General features: G+C 72.0%; 13 protein-coding genes. 8 read left to right on the forward strand and 5 right to left on the reverse strand.

Going from position 1 to position 18,861, the window contains the following annotated elements:
• Positions 1-21: 21 nt before the first annotated feature.
• Positions 22-1,656, reverse strand: a complete 1,635-nt coding sequence (abc-f, locus tag ACZ67M_RS34690; protein ID WP_469853986.1) for a ribosomal protection-like ABC-F family protein — start codon at positions 1,654-1,656, stop codon at positions 22-24.
• 377 nt (positions 1,657-2,033) lie between these two features.
• Between abc-f and ACZ67M_RS34695 the strand changes: the two genes are divergently transcribed.
• The 5 genes from ACZ67M_RS34695 to ACZ67M_RS34715 all read left to right on the forward strand — a co-directional run bounded on the left by ACZ67M_RS34695 (position 2,034) and on the right by ACZ67M_RS34715 (position 8,171).
• Complete coding sequence (locus ACZ67M_RS34695; RefSeq protein ID WP_469853987.1) at positions 2,034-2,759, forward strand: molybdopterin-dependent oxidoreductase; 726 nt, start codon at positions 2,034-2,036, stop codon at positions 2,757-2,759.
• On the forward strand, positions 2,707-3,393 hold the full coding sequence (locus ACZ67M_RS34700) for a cytochrome b/b6 domain-containing protein (RefSeq protein WP_469853988.1): 687 nt from the start codon (positions 2,707-2,709) through the stop codon (positions 3,391-3,393). The genes ACZ67M_RS34695 and ACZ67M_RS34700 overlap by 53 nt, the downstream gene beginning before the upstream one ends.
• 40 nt (positions 3,394-3,433) lie before the next feature.
• Complete coding sequence (locus ACZ67M_RS34705) at positions 3,434-5,671, forward strand: ATP-binding SpoIIE family protein phosphatase (RefSeq protein ID WP_469853989.1); 2,238 nt, start codon at positions 3,434-3,436, stop codon at positions 5,669-5,671.
• Between the two features lie 275 nt (positions 5,672-5,946).
• Complete coding sequence (locus ACZ67M_RS34710) at positions 5,947-7,566, forward strand: tannase/feruloyl esterase family alpha/beta hydrolase (RefSeq protein WP_469853990.1); 1,620 nt, start codon at positions 5,947-5,949, stop codon at positions 7,564-7,566.
• Positions 7,567-7,607: 41 nt separating this feature from the next.
• A complete protein-coding gene (locus ACZ67M_RS34715) occupies positions 7,608-8,171 on the forward strand; it encodes a DUF308 domain-containing protein (protein WP_469853991.1) in 564 nt (187 codons plus the stop codon).
• Positions 8,172-8,238: 67 nt separating this feature from the next.
• Here the strand turns inward: ACZ67M_RS34715 and ACZ67M_RS34720 are convergent, their stop codons facing one another.
• The 3 genes from ACZ67M_RS34720 to ACZ67M_RS34730 all read right to left on the reverse strand — a co-directional run bounded on the left by ACZ67M_RS34720 (position 8,239) and on the right by ACZ67M_RS34730 (position 11,152).
• A complete protein-coding gene (locus ACZ67M_RS34720) occupies positions 8,239-9,483 on the reverse strand; it encodes a cytochrome P450 family protein (RefSeq protein WP_469853992.1) in 1,245 nt (414 codons plus the stop codon).
• A gap of 152 nt (positions 9,484-9,635) precedes the next feature.
• Positions 9,636-10,502, reverse strand: coding sequence for a Bax inhibitor-1/YccA family protein (locus ACZ67M_RS34725; RefSeq protein ID WP_469853993.1), 867 nt, complete (start codon positions 10,500-10,502; stop codon positions 9,636-9,638).
• 182 nt (positions 10,503-10,684) lie between these two features.
• Entirely contained in the window at positions 10,685-11,152 is a 468-nt protein-coding gene (locus tag ACZ67M_RS34730; protein WP_469853994.1) for an SsgA family sporulation/cell division regulator, read from the reverse strand.
• A 336-nt stretch (positions 11,153-11,488) separates the two neighbouring features.
• Between ACZ67M_RS34730 and ACZ67M_RS34735 the strand changes: the two genes are divergently transcribed.
• Entirely contained in the window at positions 11,489-12,328 is an 840-nt protein-coding gene (locus ACZ67M_RS34735) for a hypothetical protein (RefSeq protein WP_469853995.1), read from the forward strand.
• 82 nt (positions 12,329-12,410) lie between these two features.
• Here ACZ67M_RS34735 and ACZ67M_RS34740 read toward each other — a convergent pair whose 3' ends face one another.
• Positions 12,411-14,138, reverse strand: a complete 1,728-nt coding sequence (locus tag ACZ67M_RS34740; protein ID WP_469853996.1) for a peptidase dimerization domain-containing protein — start codon at positions 14,136-14,138, stop codon at positions 12,411-12,413.
• Between the two features lie 157 nt (positions 14,139-14,295).
• Here ACZ67M_RS34740 and ACZ67M_RS34745 point away from each other — a divergent pair, with 157 nt between their 5' ends.
• Positions 14,296-15,051 carry a dienelactone hydrolase family protein gene (locus ACZ67M_RS34745; RefSeq protein WP_469853997.1) on the forward strand — a complete coding sequence of 252 codons (756 nt, stop codon included), beginning with the start codon at positions 14,296-14,298 and terminating at the stop codon, positions 15,049-15,051.
• A gap of 303 nt (positions 15,052-15,354) precedes the next feature.
• The gene (locus ACZ67M_RS34750; RefSeq protein WP_469853998.1) at positions 15,355-18,819 is read left to right on the forward strand and encodes a phosphodiester glycosidase family protein; all 3,465 of its coding nucleotides are present in this window, start codon (positions 15,355-15,357) and stop codon (positions 18,817-18,819) included.
• Positions 18,820-18,861 lie beyond the last annotated feature (42 nt).

Consider the following 18,861-nt stretch of genomic DNA (forward strand, 5'->3'; position numbering starts at 1 on the left):
GCCACGTCACACGTCGGCGGCTCACACCACCGGGGCCGCCGCTTCCGTCAGCGTCCCGTCGGCCAGCCGCAGCCAGCGGCTGATCCCGATCTCGGCGAGGAACCGCTCGTCGTGGCTGACCACCATGAACGCGCCCTGGTAGGAGTTGAGCGCGCTCTCCAGCTGGCCCGCGCTGACCAGGTCGAGGTTGTTGGTCGGCTCGTCGAGCAGCAGCAGGTGCGGCGCCGGCTCGGCGCACAGTACGCAGGCCAGGGTGGCGCGCAGCCGTTCGCCGCCGGAGAGCACACCGACCGGCAGATGGGCGCGCGGCCCCCGGAAGAGGAACCGGGCGAGCAGGTTCATCCGCTCCGCCTCGGGCCGCTCCGGGGCGAACTCGGCGAAGTTCTCCGCGACCGTCCGGTCCAGGTTCAGCAGGTCCAGCCGCTGCGAGAGGTAGGCGATCCGTCCGTCGTTGCGCTTGATCTCGCCGCTGTCCGGCACGAGGTCGCCGGTGATCAGCCGCATCAGGGTGGTCTTCCCGGCGCCGTTGGGACCGGTCAGCGCGATGCGCTCGGGACCCCGGACGGACAGGTCGACGCCGTTCGCGGCGAACACGTCCGCGTCGCCGAGCCGCACCTGCATGCCCTCGCCGAGGAACAGGTTGCGTCCGGCGGGCACCTGGGTGTCGGGCAGCTCCAGGCTGAGCCTGACCTCCTCGCGCAGCGCGCGGCCGGCCTCGTCGAGGCGGGCCTTGGCCTCGCTGACCCGGGCGGCGTGCATCGTGCCGGACTTGCCCGCGGCCTCCTGCGCGCCCCGCTTCATGTTCCCCGCGAAGATCCGCGGCAGACCGGCGTTCTTCAGGTTCTTCTGGGCGTTGCTGGCGCGGCGCTCGGCGCGTTCGCGGGCCTGCTGCATCTCCCGCTTCTCGCGCTTGAGTTCCTGCTCGGCGCTGCGGATGTTCTTCTCGGCGACCTCCTGCTCGGCGCGGACCGCCTCCTCGTACTCGGTGAAGTTGCCGCCGTACAGGCGCAGTTCGTCGCTGCCGAGTTCGGCGATGCGTTCCATGCGGTCAAGCAGCGCGCGGTCGTGGCTGACCAGGAGCAGGCAGCCGGTGAAGTCCGACAGGACGTCGTACAGCTTGTGCCGGGCCTGCGCGTCGAGGTTGTTGGTGGGCTCGTCGAGCAGGAGGACGTCGGGTCGCTTGAGCAGTTGGGCGGCGAGGCCCAGGGAGACGACCTGGCCGCCGCTGAGCGTGGCGAGGCTGCGGTCCAGCGTGAGGTCGGCCAGGCCGAGACGGTCGAGCTGGGCGCGGGTGCGCTCCTCGATGTCCCAGTCGTCGCCGATGGTGGTGAAGTGCTTCTCGTCGACGTCACCGGACTCCACGGCGTCCAGCGCACGGATCACCTCGGCGACGCCGAGCACCTCGCCGACCGTGAGGTCCACGGACAGCGGCAGGCTCTGCGGGAGGTATCCGAGGGTACCGCTGACCGACACCGAGCCGGTGAGCGGCTTGAGTTCACCGGCGATCAGCTTGAGCAGGGTGGACTTGCCGGAGCCGTTGGGGGCGACGAGGCCGGTGCGGCCGGGCGTCACGGAGAAGGACAGGTCGTGGAAGACCGGGGTGTCGTCGGGCCAGGCGAAGGAGAGGTTCGAACAGACGAGGGCGGCGTCGGACATGAGAGGGGTCCTCGGAGGAACTGGGGGCAGAGCGATGGTCCTCTGCCCTGGGCAGGCATGGGGAAAGGGGTACGACGAGACGGACCACCTCGGCAGCGCTCCGCGGCGCCGGCCGGTGGCCGTCAAATCCGGATCTCACCCGGAGATGTCGTCTTCACCCACCACGTCTGTGACTCCTCATCGGACGGTCTACACGAATGTCCAGGGTAACAGGCGCGGTCCAACCTCCGTGCCGTTGACAGCCGGGGAGTCACGTGTCAGGATCGTCACCAGTTGAAACGGTGACGCAGGGTGGGTCGGTGACACACATGTGCCGACCCTGCCGCCCGGTCCGCACACCCGCCGGGCGACACCTTCCGGTAAGGAGCACACTGACCATGGCAGGACAGTCGAAGCCGGACGCCGAGGGCGGCGCACCGGTCGGGCGGCGGGCGCTGCTGGGCATGCTCGGCGCGGGCGCCGCGGGCCTCGCCGCCGCGCCCTACCTCCAGCGCGGCTGGGAGAACTTCCTCGGCGCCGCCTCCCAGGTCGACGCGACCGGCCTCACCGGCCTGCTGCCCAACCCGGGCGGCTTCCGGTACTACAGCGTCGTCGGCTCGGTGCCGCACAAGGACGAGACGAACTACGCGCTCAAGATCCGCGGGCTGGTCCACAAGCCGAAGACCTACACCCTCGCCGACCTGCGCGCGATGCCCCAGACCAGGGTCGTCGCCGACGTGCTGTGCACGGACGGCTGGCGGGTGGACGACACACCTTTCGAAGGGGTGAAGCTGGCGGACATCCTGGACGACGCCGGGGTGCGCTCTCCCGGTGCGGCGATCCGCTTCACGTGTTTCGACGGCGCCTACAGCGAGAGCCTCACCCTGGAACAGGCCCGCCGCTCCGACGTCCTGGTGGCGCTGAAGATGCAGGACAAACCCATCACCCACGAGCACGGCGGCCCGGTCCGCCTCTTCGTGGCACCCATGTACTTCTACAAGTCGGCCAAGTGGCTGTCCGGCATCTCGGTCACCGACAAGGTCGTCCCCGGTTTCTGGGAGGAACGCGGATATGCGATCGACGGCTGGCTCGACGGGGCCGACCGGCACAGCGACGCGGCCTGAACCGACCGTCCGCCGCTTCAGCACCGCCGAACGCTGGGTCCACCGGGCCACCGGCTGTCTGATGCTGGTGTGCCTGGTCACCGCCGCGTGCCTCTACTTCGGCCCGCTCGCCCAACTCGTCGGACGGCGCCATGTGATGGTCTTCCTGCACGAGTGGTCGGGCATCCTGCTTCCGCTGCCGGTCCTGCTGGGGCTGTTCTCCGCCGCCTTCCGCGCGGACCTGCGCCGGCTGAACCGGTTCGCGGTGTACGACCGCCAGTGGCTGCGGGCCGTCCGCAGGCGCCGCCGGTCGCCCGAGGCACGCCCGGCCGGGAAGTTCAACGCCGGTCAGAAGATCTACGCGGGCTGGATCGCCGGAGCCGTGCTGGTGATGATGTTCACCGGCCTGCTGATGTGGTTCATGGGTCTGCTGCCCTTCATCTCCCGCACCAGCGCCATCTTCGTCCACGACCTGCTGGCCTGGGCGATCACCTTCGTCGTCCTCGGCCACATGCGCAAGGCCTTCGAGGACCCGGAGGCGCGGCTCGGCATGCGCACCGGATACGTCAGCCGGTCCTGGGCCGAGCGGGAGCACTCCCGGTGGCTGCCCGAGGACCCCGACGGTAGCGTGACGAAGAGAACGCACGAGGTGTGAGGTGTCCCCGGCGACGGCACCGGGGCGGCCGGAAGGGCTCATGGACGACAGCGGCGTCGGGGACCCCCGGACGCGGGACCAGGAACCGGTCGGAGAGCTGGGCGACGAGACCGCGGTCGTACTGCACCGTGCCGTGGATCAGGCCACCCGCCATCTGTGCGCCGTCGCGGCGGCCGTCTACCTGCTGGCTCCCGACGGGCGGGAACTGCGCGCCGCCTTGATCGGCGGCAGCCCGCCGTCCGTCCTCACCCTGCCCGGCCGCATGGCCCTGGACTCCCCCTACGCCTCCGCCCGCGCCCTGGCCGACGGGGGCGTCGCGCTGCTGGCCGAACCGGACCCGCTCGCCGACCCAGCGCACGGGGCGCTGGCCTATCCGTACACCGTCGCCTCGGTCCCGCTGGAGGCGGACGGCCGCCGTTTCGGCGCGCTGACCGTCCTGCGCACCGAGGACGTCGGCGGCTACGGCGACGAGGACGCCCGGCGGCTCACCCGGATCGGCGACCGGCTGGCCGTCCTGCTGGCCGAACTGCGTGACCGGGGTGCGGTGATCGCACCCGGGAACCTGCCCGTGCTGGTCCCGGTCCTCGACACCGAGCGGCGGCCCGAGCCGCGGGAGCGCACGGTGTGGGGCGTCCCCGGGGTGCCCGGCTCCGCCGGGATGAGCCTGCTCTACGCCCTCCAGCGGCTGACCGAGATGCTGAACCGGGCGACCACCATGGAGCATGTGGTGGGCGTGGCCGAGTACTGTGCCGCATCGCCGCTGAAGGCGCGGGCGCTGGTGCTGGCGTCGGCCGCCGAGGGCCGGCTGTGGGTCCTGGGGCACGGCGGCGACTCCGCCTCCCTGGTGCGCGACCTGCACGGCGCCGCCCAGTACGGCGACGCCCCCGCCGCGCGCGCGGCGCGGGGCCGGGGACTGTTCCTCACCGGGGGCGGTGGCGGTGACGACGGCGGTACGGACGCCGCCGCCTTCCTGCCGCTCGTCGGCAGCCGGCACGTGCTCGACCTGCCGCTGGCGCACGCCGAGCCGGTCGTCGGCGTCTGGTGCCTGGCGTTCGACGGACCACGGACCTTCCCGCCCGAGGAGCGGGCGGTGCTGACCATGATGGCCGGGCGGCTGGGCTCGGCCGTGCAGCGCATCGAGCTGAGCACCGGCCGCCAGTCGCTAGTGGAGAGCACACAGAGACGGCTGCTGCCCGCGGCCCTCGCGGAGGCGCCCCGGCTGACCACCACGGCCCGCTACCGGCCCGCCCGCGACCCGGGCGAGGCGGGCGGCGACTGGTACGACGTGATCACGATGCCGGACGACCGCGTGGTCCTCGTCATCGGGGACGTCGAGGGCCACACGCTGCAGAGCGCGGCCGTCATGGGCCAGTTGCGCACCGCGGTGGCCGCCTACGCCACCGAGGGTCACGGACCGGCCGCGCTGCTGGACCGCACCGATCGCCTGCTGGCCCGCCTCGGCAGCGAGCGCCTCGCCACCTGCTGCGTGGTGGCCGTGGACACCCGCACCGGCGTGGCGGAGGTCGCGCTGGCCGGACACCCGGCGCCGCTCGCCCGGCGGCCCGACGGGGGCGTGGTCCCCCTGTCGGCACCGGCCAACATGCCGCTCGGCGTGAACGCGGGCACGCCCTACCTGGCCCGGGAGCACGCCCTCGCGCCCGGTACGGTACTGGCCCTCTACTCGGACGGTCTGCACGAACTCGGACACGACGACGTCCCCTCCCGGCTGGCCGCCCGGGACCGGGCGGACGGGACCAACCTGGAACAACTGGCGGACTTCCTCCTGGACGGCACACAGGTCCGGGGCGACGACGCCGCGCTGCTGCTGGCCCGCTACGAGGGGGCCGCCGACGGCACGGAACCCCGGACCGCGCGGTTCCACGTCCAGCAGCGCGACCTGGGCGGGGTCGGGGAGGCCCGGGACTTCGTGCACGACCGGCTGTGCGACTGGGGGTTGGCACAGATGTCGGACGACGCCGTCCTGATCACCTCGGAACTGGTGACCAACGCGCTCATCCACGCCGGCAGCGACGTGGACCTGCGGCTCAGGGTCTCCGGCGACCGCCTTCGCATGGAGGTGCGGGACTCCGAGAGCGATCCGCCCGTGCCGGCCGCCTACTCGCTCACCGACGAGGGCAGGGCGCGGGCCGAGCACGGCCGCGGCCTGTTCCTGGTCGACGCACTGGCGGACACCTGGCACACCTCGCCCAACGGCCGGGGCAAGACCGTGTGGCTGGAGATGGACACCTCCCGGTGTGCCGCTGAACCTGCCGAATGACCTAACACGTCCTTCACATGTGTGGTCGGACCCCTCCGGCGCATCACCGTCAAGTGACTGTTCCCGGCCGCCCGGTCCGCGGCCAGAGTGGTGCACACCGGATCGGTGAATCCGGAACCCGCACCCTCTTCCGTCACCGCTCTAACCGGTGATATGGTCCTGATCAGTCTTCGGCGAGCAGTGAGTCCGCAGCTCCGGCCGCCGGTTCTTTTCCTCTGCCGTACACATGTGTCGCCGCGCGGCCTGGTACACCCCTACTTCCTGGATGGACACCCATGAGACGACGACTTCTGATTGCGATCGCGGCCGGTGTGCCCCTGGCCGCGGCGGTCTACCTGCCGACCGCCTCCGCCGAGACCCGGACACCCGCGTCGGCCACCCCGCTCAACTGCGCCGAGGTGCCCGTCAAGGCTCCGTCTGGCACCGAGGTGGAGTCGGTGACGGCGGTCCGCGATGCGGGCGGCACCATCAAGGGCACCGGCATCCTCGGCGGCGAGGCCACCGGCGTCCCCGCCTTCTGCAAGGTGACCGTCACCCTCACCCACCCGGGCGAGGACGACCACGCCAAGATCTCGACCTGGCTGCCCGAGAACGGCTGGAACGGCCGCTTCCAGGCACTGGGTGGCAGCGCCTACCTCGCCGGGGACAACGGCGTCGGCATGGGCAACGCCGTCAAGAGCGGCTACGCGGCGACCACCACGGACGCCGGCGTCGGCGACGCCCTCGACGTGAGCTGGGCGCTGAAGAGCGACGGCACGGTCAACACCACGCCGCTGAAGAACTTCTCCTACCGCTCCCAGCACGAGGCGGCCGTGGTCGGCAAGCAGGTCGTCGCCTCGGTCTACGCCAAGCGCGCCGCGTACTCCTACTTCACCGGCTGCTCCACCGGCGGCCGCGAGGGCTACGCGGAGGCACAGCGCTACCCCGACGACTACGACGGCATCCTCGCCGACGCGCCGGCGGTCAACTGGGACGAGTTCGAGGTCGCCACCCTGTGGCCGCAGGTCGTCATGAACAACGAGAAGACCTACCCCACCGGTTGTGAGCTGGACGCCTTCACCAACGCCGCCGTCAAGGCCTGCGACACGCTGGACGGCGCCAAGGACGGCCTGGTCAACGACCCGTCCCGCTGCGACTTCGACCCGCGCCGTCTGATCGGCACCAAGGTCGTGTGCGACGGCAAGGAACTGACCATCACCGCCGCCGACGCGTCCGTCGTCCGCAAGATCTGGGACGGCCCGCGCACCACCTCCGGCAAGAAGCTGTGGTCCGGCGTTCCGGTCACCGCTGACCTCAAGGGCCTCGCGGGCAGCACGACCACCCAGGACGGCACCGTCGTGGGCGCTCCCTTCCCGGTGCCCCAGTTCTGGGTCACCAACTGGCTGAAGAAGGACCCGTCCTACGACGTCTCCAAGATCACCTACAGCGAGTTCACCCGGTTGTTCAAGCAGTCCCAGGCCGAGTACGACAAGGTCATCGGCACGGACAACCCCGATCTGTCCGGCTTCCGCAAGTCCGGTGGCAAGCTGCTGACCTGGCACGGCCAGGACGACCAGTTCATCCCCACCCAGGGCACCGTCGAGTACCGCAAGCAGGTCGAGCGGGAGATGGGCGGCTCCAAGCGGGTCGACGACTTCTACCGTCTCTTCCTCGCCCCGGGCACCAGTCACTGCGGCCTCAACGGCCAGGACGGCTCGGCCGACGGCCTCGCCGCGCTGACCTCCTGGGTCGAGCACGGCAAGGCCCCCAAGACCCTGCCCGCCACCCTGATCGACGCCGACGGCAAGCCGGTCCAGCGCAACCTGTGCCGCTACCCCGAGGTGCCCCGCTACAAGGGCCACGGTGCCCTGGACGCCGCCTCCAGCTTCCGGTGCGCCGTCCCGTCCCGGCACTGACCGGGCCGACGAACCACTGACCCGAGAAAGGCCGGACCATCATGAGCACGCAGACACAGGGACGTTCCGCCCTGCTGAGGCTGTACCTGGGCCGCGGTGTACTCGCCGTGGCATGGGCCCTGGCGTTCGCCGGAGCCCATGACGACGTCGACGCGGTGGCCATCACCCTGCTCGTCGTCTACCCCCTGATCGACGCGGTGTCCTCGCTGATCGACTACCGCTCCACACCGGGCGGCTCCGAGCGCGGGGTGACCGCGTTCAACGGGGTGCTCAGCACGCTCGCCGCCGTCGCGGTGGGCATCGCCGGGGCCGGCGGGGTGCAGCCGGTGCTCCATGTGTTCGGCGCCTGGGCCGTGATCTCCGGAGCGGCTCAGGTGATCGTCGGAGTGCGGCGGCGCGGCCCCGAGCTGGGCAAGCAGTGGCCGACCCTGATCTCGGGCGGACTCTCGTTCGTCGTCGGCATCTTCTACAACATCCAGGCCGCGGGCGACAACCCCTCGCTGGACGTGCTGTCGGTGTACGCCACCGGCGGCGGAGTGTGGTTCATCCTCCAGGCCCTGCTGCTGGGCTGGAGGTCCCGGCAGGTGCGTACCCGCACCGCCTGACGGGTCCCGCACCCCGATGTGCCGTCCCGGCCCGCGCCCCGTGGCGCGGGCCGGGACCTTTCGCGTCTCAGGCCCGCGGCGGGCCGACCCGGTAGCGCACCGGGAGGGACCGCACACCGCGGATGATGCCCGAGCCGATCCACTCCAGACTGCTCTCGGGGACGGCGAGTTCCAGTCCGTCGACGCGCTCCAGCAGCACCCGCAGGGCGATCGCCGTCTCCAGCCGGGCCAGCGGGGCACCCAGGCAGTAGTGGATGCCGTGCCCGAAGGCCAGGTGGCGGGTGTGCGGCCGGCCGATGTCGAGAACCGACGGATCGGTCCCTTCGGCCTGCGGGGCGTCGTGCCCGGCCGAGCCGAGGGCGACGACCACCAGGCCGCCCCGGGGGATGCGCACCCCGCCCAGTTCCAGGTCCTCGGCGGCGTAGCGGTTGGTGGAGCGCTCCACGGAGGTGTCGTGGCGCAGGAACTCCTCCACCGCGCCCGGCATCAGTTCCGGCCGCGCGCGCAGCAGCGCGAGCTGCCCGGGGTGGCGCAGCAGCGCGAGTACGGCATTGCCCAGCAGGTTCACGGTGCTCTCGTGCCCCGCGACGATCAGCATCAGGGCGGTGCCGGTCAGCTCCTCCTCGGAGAGCCGGTCGTCGCTCTCGTCCCGGACCGCGACGAGGGCGGACAGCAGATCGTCGCCCGGGTCGCGCCGCTTGTCCGCGACCAGACCGGCCAGCATCCGGTGGAGTTCCGCCAGGGCCGTGCGGTGCCCCGGGGAGGCGACCTGGAGGGCCTCGCCCGACCAGCGGCGGAAGTCCGTGTGGAACTCCTCCGGAATGCCGAGGAGTTCGGCGATCACGGTGGCGGGCAGCGGGGCGTTGAACGCCTCGACGAGGTCCGTCTCGCCGGTCGGCGGCAGGGCGTCGAGGAGCCCGTGCGCGATCCGCTCGATGCGGGGCGCGAGGGCGGCGGTGCGGCGCGGGGTGAACGCCGCGGCGGCCAGGCGGCGCAGCCTGCCGTGCTCGGGCGGGTCGGCCTCCAGCATCTGGCCGCCGAGCCCCACCGACGGCTTGTTCAGGACGTAGCCGGCGGCTGCCAGTTCCTCGGCGGCGGGTGTGGAGTCCTTCAGCAGCGCGGGATGCGTCAGCGCCTCGCGGGCCAGGTCGTGGCCGACGACCACCCAGCCCTCCAGGCCGAGGTGGAAGCGGGCGGGGTGGATCGGGCCCAGCGCGCGCAGCCGGGCGTACCGGGCGGGGGCGTCCGCTTTGAAGTCCGGGCCCAGGTCCACCCTGCCGTTCGGGTGGGGGCACTGCTCGTGCGGGCTCATGGGGTCTCTCCCGTCGTGGCGGCGGTCGTGTCGTGGCGGGCCGGGCCCGCCACCGGGTCAACGAGCCCGGGCGGGGGAGAAGTTCGGACCGGGACATGCCGAAGGGCACGTGCGGTCGCACGTGCCCTTCGGCGCCGGGGGAGCCGGGCGGGTCAGTTGTCGCTGTTGAAGATCGTCAGCACCTGCAGCACCTCCAGGTAGATCCACACCAGCGTCAGGGTGAGACCGAAGGCGGCCAGCCAGGCCTCCTCGCGCGGAGCGCCGTAGGCGACGGCGTCCTCGACCTGCCGGAAGTCCAGGGCGAGGAAGGCCGCGCCGAGCACGATGCCGACCAGGCCGAACACGATGCCGAGGCCGCCGCTGTGGAAGCCCAGGCCGTGGCCCGCCCCGAAGGCGGAGAAGAGGGCGTCGGCGACCAGCAGCAGCAGGAAGCCGGTGGCGGCGGCGCCGACGAATCCGGCGAAGCGCTGGTTGACGCGGATCCAGCGCATCCGGTAGGCGATGAGCGTCCCCGCGGCCACCGCGAAGGTGCCGAGCACGGCTTGCACGACCACGCCCGGGGAGATGTACGTCGACACGGTGCTGGACAGCACCCCGAGGAAGACGCCCTCGAACGCCGCGTAGCCGAGGATCAGCGCCGGGGACGGCGACCGCTTGAACGACTGCACGAGCGACAGCACGAAGCCGACGAGCGCGGCGCCCACCGCGATGCCGTAGGACCGGCCGAGGTTCGCCTCGTCGACGGGCAGCAGCAGCCAGGACAACACCGCCGTCAGGACCACGGTGCCCAGGGTTGTGGCGGTGCGGACGACGACGTCGTCCATGGTGACCGCGCTCGAGCCGGTCCGGACGCCGGTGCCGGGGCCCGCGGGGGAGGCGTAGGGGTTGGTCCGGTAGTCGGCGGCCGGCTGCCCGCCGAGCGCGGCGCCCACCGGTTCGCGGTGGTACGCGCCCGCCGGGTCCGTGGCCGTGTCCCGGCTCCTGTCCCAGCGGGAAAAGATCGGGTTGCTGCTCCTCATGTCGTCCTCCTCGTCCGCCGCGTTCGCGGCCTTTCCGCAAAGCGTTCGTCGTCGGGTGCCCGGGTGACACACATGTGCCGATGACCCTCCACCGGACCGGCGACGGCAACCCTTCGCGTCACCACTCTGACAGGTGACGCGTGAGGTGGCAAGTCCCCCTCACACCCCCACGCCGGACACGCTCACGCGGTGGGGGCGTCCGGCCCGTCCAGCACGTTCCGCAGGAAGCCGTCCCAGTCCATCGCGTCCATCTCCCTCTCCACCGGGACGGCCCGGTAGGTGGTGTCGAGCCACTCCGCCAGCCGCTCGGTCGGCAGCTCGAACAGGGCTTCCACCTCCTCGGACTCCAGCAGCAGCCACGACGAGGGCTGCTCCCCCGGCAGCGTCGGCCACATCCGCACGTCGCCCGTCCCGCTCATCGCGGTGACACCCAGGTGCAACAGGTCCCGGCCGATGTTCCAGATCAGGCTCGGTCCGCGCTCGGCCAGGAACTCGACCGTGATCACCGCGGCCAGCTGCGGGTCGAAACGGAACTTCGCCCGCATGGGAAGCCGGGTGAACTCGTCCATCATCTGGTCGAGGTCCAGGAAGAGCGGCGGGACGACATCGGGCGCCGAACGTGCCCGCAGTGGTGACTGGTCACGATGCATGACAGGAGTTCCCTCCGTGGGACGAGGTCTGCGTGTCCCACTCTTCGCCCAGGGCCCGCCGCGCACATCGGTCAGTTGACGGTCAACGGGCCGGGCCCTCCCCGGCGGGCGACGGAGGCGGAAGGTGCCCTGCGGACCGCGGGCGAGGGGGCGTAAGTCAATTGGCTGCCGGTCCCGGTCCCCGGGGCGGGACGCGGGACGGCCCCGCCCGTCCGGCCGCACCCATGTACATGTAGGTTCAAAGAAAAACGCCGATGTCGTGGAACGTGTGCACCGACCCCTCCCCGGCCCCGACCGGCACACACCCACGGCGCAGCGAAGTGGGGGGAACCACATATGACCTCGTCCGACCGGCGGCCCGGCGCGGGCCGTCACCGCTCGCCCTCGGCCGGGCACCGTGCCCGCGCCGCGCTCCCGAGGCTGTCACTGCCCGCGGTCGTCCTGGCCACCGTGCTCTCCACGGGCGGGTGCGGCACCCTCCACGGGACCGGGGACGCCGGCGGCCGGACCACCACCGCGGCCGACCGCCCGGCCGGCTCGACCGCCGCCCCGGCCCCCGCCGCCACCCACGACGCCCCGGACCCCACGCCCGCGGGCCTGCCTGGTCTCGGCCCCCGGACCTCGGCCCGCGTCCCCGCCGACGCCCGGCAGGCCGTCGTGGTCACCGGGCAGGGCAGGAACTCCTCGCGTTCCCACGTCGTGCTCTACCGGCGGACCGGGTCCGGCTGGCAGGGCGGCGCCGTCTGGCCCGCCCACAACGCCCTCAAGGGCTGGACGGACGACCACCATCTGAACGATCTCCGCTCGCCCGTCGGCGTCTTCACCCTCAGCGACGCGGGCGGCCTGCTGCCGGACCCCGGCTCCAAGCTGCCGTACACCCACTCCGGCGGGTTCTCCGTCGGGGGCGCCGGATTCGAGGGCGAGCCCTTGGCCGGCTCCTTCGACTACGTCATCGCCATCGACTACAACCACGTCAAGGGCACCTCCCCGCTCGACTGGGGACGGCCGCTGGGCGCCGACAAGGGCGGCGGGATCTGGCTGCACGTCGACCACGGCGGCCCCACGCACGCCTGCGTGAGCCTGCCGGAGCCACACCTGAGGGAACTGCTGCGCACCCTCGACCCCGCGCAGCACCCCGTGGTCGTCATGGGGGACGCTGCCTCCCTGGCCGGGTGACGCGCGGCCCACGGAGACGAAGACCCCCGCCCGTGGACCCGGGGGACGGACCACGGACGGGGGAGCGCGGGGGGAGGGCGGATCAGGAGACGGGCGCCAGGTTCGGGCCGGTCGTGCTCAGCTGTTCGGTGGCCACCACGGGCGCCACCGGCCAGGTCACGCCCTCCGGCGGCCAGCTCTGCCCGGTCGCCCTCAGGAAATCGGCGGGCGGCTCGTACAGCGGCGGCTGCTGACCGTCGGGGATCATCGAGGTCCAGGTGAGGCCCTCGGTACGGTCCTTGAACTCCTGCTTCATCGCGTCCAGCAGGTCGGGCTGCTCGATCAGGTCGACCGCGCCGGCCGCCAGGTAACGGGCGGCGGACAGCGTCGCCTGGTGGCCGATGCTGGTGCCCGCCGTCGCGGTGGCGCCCCAGTTGTGGTTGGGGATGCCGGGCGGGTAGGCAGCGGCCAGCAGGACGGCGGTGGGCGCCTGCCAGCTGATGTCAGCGGTGTCGGTGGCCAGACCGCCGGTGTACGCCGCCGCCGGGGGTGCCAGCGGGGTGAGGTCGGTCGGCATGCCCACCACGGGCTTGCCCAGCGACTTCTGCACCGCCTTGGCCAGGGCGTGGTCGGCGTCGGTGAACCGCGGCGCGCCGATCTGCCGCATGTTGTCGTTGAGCAGCTCGGCGCCCGCCTTGTTGGCCAGCAGGTTCCACGTTCCGGAGTGGAACTTGTGCACCAGGCGGGTCTGACTGGCCTGCGCGGCGGCCCTGGCGCACTCCACGATCTTGTCGTAGAGCACCTTCGCGCGCGCCGGGCTGCCCTCGCGGACGAAGAACCAGATGGAGCACATGTCCGGGGTCACGTTCGGCGCGCCACCGCCGTTGATGACCGCGTAGTGGAACCGGCCCGACGGGGCGACGTTCTTCTCCCGCAGGTACTCCGACATGGTCGCCATCAGCAGCGCGCCGTCCAGGCCGCTCTTGTTGCCGAGCGGGGTGCCGCCGTGCCCGGAGGCGCCGAGGAAGGTGAACGTGGCCGAGATCAGCGCGCTGGTGGTGTTCCAGAACGGCACGGTGATGTTGAAGGGGTGCCAGTCCAGGAACGCGTCGAGACCGTCGTACACCCCCTCCTTGACCGCGTAGGCCTTGCCGACGAGCTGCTCCTCGCCCGCGCTGCCGAACAGTCTGACCCGGGCCTTCAGACCGCCCGTCCGGATCGCCCGCGCGACGGCGATGGCGGCGGCGGTGCCGCCCGCGCCGAGGCAGTTGTGGGCGTCGCCGTGCCCGGCGCCGTAGGTCGGGCCGTAGGCGTCGTAGTGGTAGACCAGCGGGTCGTGGGAGCCCACGCCCTTCTTCTGGGACAGGCCCGGCAGCGCGTCGTACTCCGCGTTGAAGCCGATGACCGGGCCCTCGGTGCCGTACGAGGCGACGAAGGCGGTCGGGAAGCCGGCCGCGCCCCACTGGACGGTGAAGCCGTTGTCCTTCAGCAGCCTGGCGTGTGCGAGGGACGACTTCCACTCGCGCAACGACAGCTCCGCGTGGCCCCACACCTCGTCGCTCAGCCCGGTGATCGCCCCCGCGTTGGCGGTGATCCAGTCGAGCGCCCGCTGCTTGGCGGCGGTGTTCTTCGCCAGCCCCTTCGGGGCCTGGTACCCGATGGGGGAGACACCGGTCCTCTCGTCGTACCCCAGGGTCGCGGCGAGGACCGGGTCGGCCTGGAGGATCGCCGCGGTGGTCGCGGTGGCGCCCAGTCCGAACATCTTCAGCAGACGCCTGCGGCCGGGGTGGAAGTCGTTCACGTCGGTTCCGTTCTCGGAGTGCCCTGACATGTCGTCAGCGAATCATACGTGTGCGCGGCGAGCGCGGCGTCACATGTTTTCGCCAAACCGGGAATGTGACCGGCATATCCGGATGTTCGGGACGAGCGAGCGGGGTGATGCGACATGTCCCGCCGCACACTCGTCCCTTCGGAAAGGTACCCCGCTCATGAGCGCCACGATCAGCACCCCGGTGGATGTCCCCACCCCCGACGGAACCGCCGACGCCTACTTCGTCCGCCCCGACGACGACCGCGCCCACCCGGGCGTGGTGCTGTACCAGGACGCGTTCGGGCTGCGCCCGCACCTGACGGCCATGGCGGACCGGCTGGCGGCGGCGGGGTACGCGGTGCTCGTCCCCAACGTCTTCTACCGGCACGGGCGTGCCCCGGTCGTGGACCTGCCGGAGTTCATCGACATGGAGGCCCGTCCGGACATCGTGACCGCGGTGGTGCCGCTGATGCAGTCGCTCACGCCCGCGACCACGGAGCGCGACGCCGGCGCCTATCTGGCGTGGCTCGCCGGGAACCCGCTGGTCGGCGAAGGACCGGTCGGCATCACCGGCTACTGCATGGGCGCGCGGCTCGCGCTGCACACGGCCGGCACCCACCCCGGGCGGGTGGCGGCGGCCGCGGGCTTCCACGGTGGCGACCTGGCGAGCGAGTCCCCCGACAGCCCCCACCTGCGGGCCGGCCGGATCGGCGCCGTGCTGTACTTCGCGCACGCCGACGAGGACCCGTCGATGCCCGAGGAGCAGATCCGCCGACTGGAGCGAACCCTCACCGAGGCGGGTGTCCGGCACCGCTGCGAGGTCTACGCGGGTGCCCACCACGGCTACACCCAGTCCGACACCGCCGCCTACGACCCGGAGGCGGCGGAACGGCACTGGACCGAACTGCTCGCCCTGTTCGCCCGCACGCTGTGAACCATCGGCCGGGGGCGGGGAGGCCCTGCCGCCGCCCCGCTGGAACCGGCGCCGAACCGGGCCGGCCACCGATGGGGCCGGAACCGGTTCCCTGCGCCCCGGCCCCCCGGCTCGTCACGCGTGAGCCGTCCGGTCCGTCCCAGCCCGAGCCGTCCGGCACACGTTCCTGAACCGCGGCGTCACGGACTCCGGATCGTCATCCGGCGGACCCCGTACGGACACCCGCGGTCCGCCCCGCCGGTGTCCGGTGGTCGATGCGTGTAGGAGCCATCCACGCGCATGACCGCAAGGACGAAAACACACATGACACCTCGTGTTAGGAAACCCATGGGTGCCGGGGCGCGGCACGCCGCGGTGGCGACCGCCGTGGCACTCGCACTGGCGGGCGGCGCCGTGGCCGGGGCGGGCACCGCCTTCGGCGACGGCGACAGCGCCGCCACCGGCGGCCCGGCCCATCCGCACGGCGGGGACTGGCTCCCGGCCACCCCGCAGAACTGGCCGCTGGTGGTGGACCGCACCTCCACCCCGGCCGAGACCGTCACCCGAGGCCTCACCCACTACAGCGAGACCTACGACACCGTCGGCGGACGCCAGCACATCCAGGTGCTCAGCGCCGACCTCACCGACCCCAACCTGCGCGTCGGTACCGTCGAGGCCGGCGACACCCTCACCAACCCGGCGGACGAGACCCCCTCGTCCATGGCACGGCGCACCCACGCGGTCGCCGGTGTCAACGGCGACTACTTCGAGATCCACGGCAGCGGACGCCCCCTCGGCGGCATCATGACCGGCGGACACCTGCTGAAGAGCCCCAGGCCGGGTTTCGCCGCCCAACTCGGTGTCAAGCCCGACGGCAGGCTGGTCATGGGCCCGGAGACCTTCTCCGGCACGATCGCGGCAGGCTCCGCGACGCACGCGCTCACCTCGGTGAACACCGTGGACGACGTCGCGGCCGGCGGCATCACCGAGGTCACCTCCGGCCTCGGGGAGACCCCGGGTCTGGCCAAGGAGGCCACGCTGGTGACCGGGCGCACGACCGCCGGCGGCTTCGTCGTCGAGAGCGTGCGCACCGGTGTGACCACCGTGCCCCGCCTCGACGCGGACCGGACCGGGCTCCTCGGCTCCGGCGACGGCGGCCGGTGGCTCACCGACACCCTGCACCCCGGCGACACCGTCGGCATCACCGCCCGCCTGTCTCCTGACAACGATGTCACCGAACTGATCAGCGGTGTGGACACCCTGGTGAAGGACGGGAAGGTCTACCAGGACCCGACCGGCACGCCGCCCGGCGGCGCCAACCCGGAGACCGCCGTCGGCATCACCAAGGACGGCAGGCACGCGATCGTCGTCGCCATCGACGGCCACGGCGGCGCCGACACCGCCTTCGGCGTCACCCGCGAGCAGGCGGCCGGGTACATGGCCGCGCACGGTGCCTGGACCGCGCTGCTCTTCGACGGCGGCGGCTCGACCGGCATGGTCGGCCGCGCCCCGGGCGCCGACCGGGCCGAGGTCGTCAACACCCCGTCCGACCTGCCCGGGAACACCGAACGCCCGGTCGCCAACGGCATCTTCTTCTACTCCACCGCCAAGGCGCCCGGCGCCGCCACCAAGGTCGTCGTCAACGGCGGCGAGACGGTCACCACCGTCCTGGGCGGCTCCGTGCCGGTGCCGGTGCACGCCGTCGACCGGTTCGCCAACCCGGCGGCCGGCCGGATCCACGTGCGCGTCGAGCCTTCGAGCCTGGCCACGTACGCGGACGGCAAGGTCACACCGCGCCGCTCGGGCACCGGCCGGATCATCGCCTACGACGGTGACGCCGTCACCTCGCAGAAGCTCCGGGTCGCCAGCGGACTCCAGACCCTCACGGTCTCGCCCGACAAGGCCGACCTCGACAGCGGTGCCACGCGGCAACTGACCCTGTCCGGCACGGTCAAGGGCGGCGGCAGCGCGCAGATACCCGCCGAGGCGGCCACGTGGAAGGTCACCCCCGACGACCTGGGCACCGTCGACGCGCACGGCCTGTTCACCGCGAGCAGCGCCAAGGGCGGCCTCGCCGAGGTCAGCGCGCGCGTCGCCGGTGCGACCACGACCACGTCGATCGCCGTCGGCCGGGTCAGCAAGGTCATCGACCCGATCAGCAGCACGGACCACTGGCGGCTCAGCAACAACACCACCGGCAGTCCCGCCACGCTGTCCTTCGACGCGGGTGTCGTCCCGCCGTCGTCCAGCGAGTCCGGTTCGCTGCGTCTCGACTACACGATGCCGGCCGCGTCCGGGGTCAAGCAGCTGGTGCTGGCGCCCAGCGTCAAGCTGTCCACCGACACCGACGACGGCCGGGTTCCGACCGGTATCGGCGTATGGATCAAGGGGGGCGGCCCCGACAGCCTCCAGCTCGCCGAGAAGTACATCAACATCGACGGTACGGCCAACACGCCGCTGTACCTGACCGGTGTCACGTCCGACGGCTGGCACCTCGCGGTCGCCCAGTTGCCGGCCGGCTACAAGTTCCCGTTGACCGTCAGCTACCTCGACTTCCTGGCCATCAGTCCCAGCACCGCGTACAGCGGTTCACTGAACGTCGCCGGGCTGCAGGCGCTGTACTCGCCACGACCGGTCACGGCGCCCGAGTACCACGCGGTCCCGGACAACCCCAAGTGGCTGTCCTTCGAGGAGGACTCCGCGGACTTCGCCAAACACGGCACCACACTCCTCACGGGTGACGACGCCCACCTGCTCGCGAGCGACCCGGGTTCGGTCAGCAGCAACGTGATGGACTCCATCGCCCAGCGGCTGCCCACGCTCAGCCCGCAGGCCAGGCCGGACGCCGCGCAGTTCCTCGGCGACATGCCCGACGACGGCAAGGCCGCCGACCTGCGGTTCGCCAAGTCCAAGATGGACGCCCTGGGTGTCCCCGCCCGGGACATCGTCGGCAACCACGAGATCACCCAGGGCGCCGACGCCGAGAACGGCAACTACAGCGACACCTTCGGTGACACCCACTACGCCTACAGCCAGGGCGCGGCGCGGATGATCGTGACCGACAACTCGCACGGCAGCCTCCAGTCCTCGGACCCGTTCCAGAACCCCGCGGGTGTGCAGTACCCGTGGCTGGTCCAGCAGCTGACCGAGGCCACCGCCAAGGACGTGCTGGTCATCACCCACATGCCGGCCTACGACCCGCACCCGTCCGCGAACAGCCAGTTCACGGACCGCTGGGAGGCCCGGATGTACCTGCGGCTGGTGCAGCGCTACCAGCAGACGCACCCGAAGCAGCACGTGATCATGATGTACGGCCACGCGCGCGGGTTCGCGGAGCAGATCCTCGATCCCGAGGGCACCAGCACGACCGTCGAGAAGGGCGGCATCCCGCAGTTCACGTTCGCGGACCTCGGCATGCCGGCCTACGCGCCGGCGGACCAGGGCGGCATCTACCACTTCGGTCTCGTCCGGATCGGTGACGACGGCAACCTGCAGTACTCGGTCGAGCCCGCGCTCGCCTCGGTGAGGGTCCAGGGCCCCAAGGACCCGGTCGCGCTCGGTGACCGCCTCACCCTGACCGCCACCGGCGACCAGATCGCCGGTGACAACATCGCACCGCTCACGATCCCGGTCGCGGATCCCGCGTCCCACGTCTGGACCTCGAGCAACCCCCGGGTCGCCTCGGTGGATCCGTCCACCGGCGTCCTCACCGCCCGCTGTCCGGGAACCGTCACCGTCTCGGTGACCTCCGGCGGCGTCAGCGGCAGCGCCCGGGTCGTCGTCCGGTGACCTGAGCCGCTTCCGGCCGCCTGACCGGTCCGGTGTGCCGGC

The organism is Streptomyces sp. NPDC107500 (genome assembly GCF_055582785.1).

Bases quoted from the DNA above. Each gene is read 5' to 3' on its own strand.
- ACZ67M_RS34725 (WP_469853993.1), bottom strand. From the start codon at position 10,502: ATGAGGAGCAGCAACCCGATCTTTTCCCGCTGGGACAGGAGCCGGGAC.
- ACZ67M_RS34695 (WP_469853987.1), top strand. From the start codon at position 2,034: ATGGCAGGACAGTCGAAGCCGGACGCCGAGGGCGGCGCACCGGTCGGG.
- ACZ67M_RS34705 (WP_469853989.1), top strand. From the start codon at position 3,434: ATGGACGACAGCGGCGTCGGGGACCCCCGGACGCGGGACCAGGAACCG.
- ACZ67M_RS34750 (WP_469853998.1), top strand. From the start codon at position 15,355: ATGACACCTCGTGTTAGGAAACCCATGGGTGCCGGGGCGCGGCACGCC.
- ACZ67M_RS34700 (WP_469853988.1), top strand. From the start codon at position 2,707: ATGCGATCGACGGCTGGCTCGACGGGGCCGACCGGCACAGCGACGCGG.
- ACZ67M_RS34720 (WP_469853992.1), bottom strand. From the start codon at position 9,483: ATGAGCCCGCACGAGCAGTGCCCCCACCCGAACGGCAGGGTGGACCTG.
- ACZ67M_RS34710 (WP_469853990.1), top strand. From the start codon at position 5,947: ATGAGACGACGACTTCTGATTGCGATCGCGGCCGGTGTGCCCCTGGCC.
- ACZ67M_RS34735 (WP_469853995.1), top strand. From the start codon at position 11,489: ATGACCTCGTCCGACCGGCGGCCCGGCGCGGGCCGTCACCGCTCGCCC.
- ACZ67M_RS34740 (WP_469853996.1), bottom strand. From the start codon at position 14,138: ATGTCAGGGCACTCCGAGAACGGAACCGACGTGAACGACTTCCACCCC.
- abc-f (WP_469853986.1), bottom strand. From the start codon at position 1,656: ATGTCCGACGCCGCCCTCGTCTGTTCGAACCTCTCCTTCGCCTGGCCC.
- ACZ67M_RS34730 (WP_469853994.1), bottom strand. From the start codon at position 11,152: ATGCATCGTGACCAGTCACCACTGCGGGCACGTTCGGCGCCCGATGTC.
- ACZ67M_RS34745 (WP_469853997.1), top strand. From the start codon at position 14,296: ATGAGCGCCACGATCAGCACCCCGGTGGATGTCCCCACCCCCGACGGA.
- ACZ67M_RS34715 (WP_469853991.1), top strand. From the start codon at position 7,608: ATGAGCACGCAGACACAGGGACGTTCCGCCCTGCTGAGGCTGTACCTG.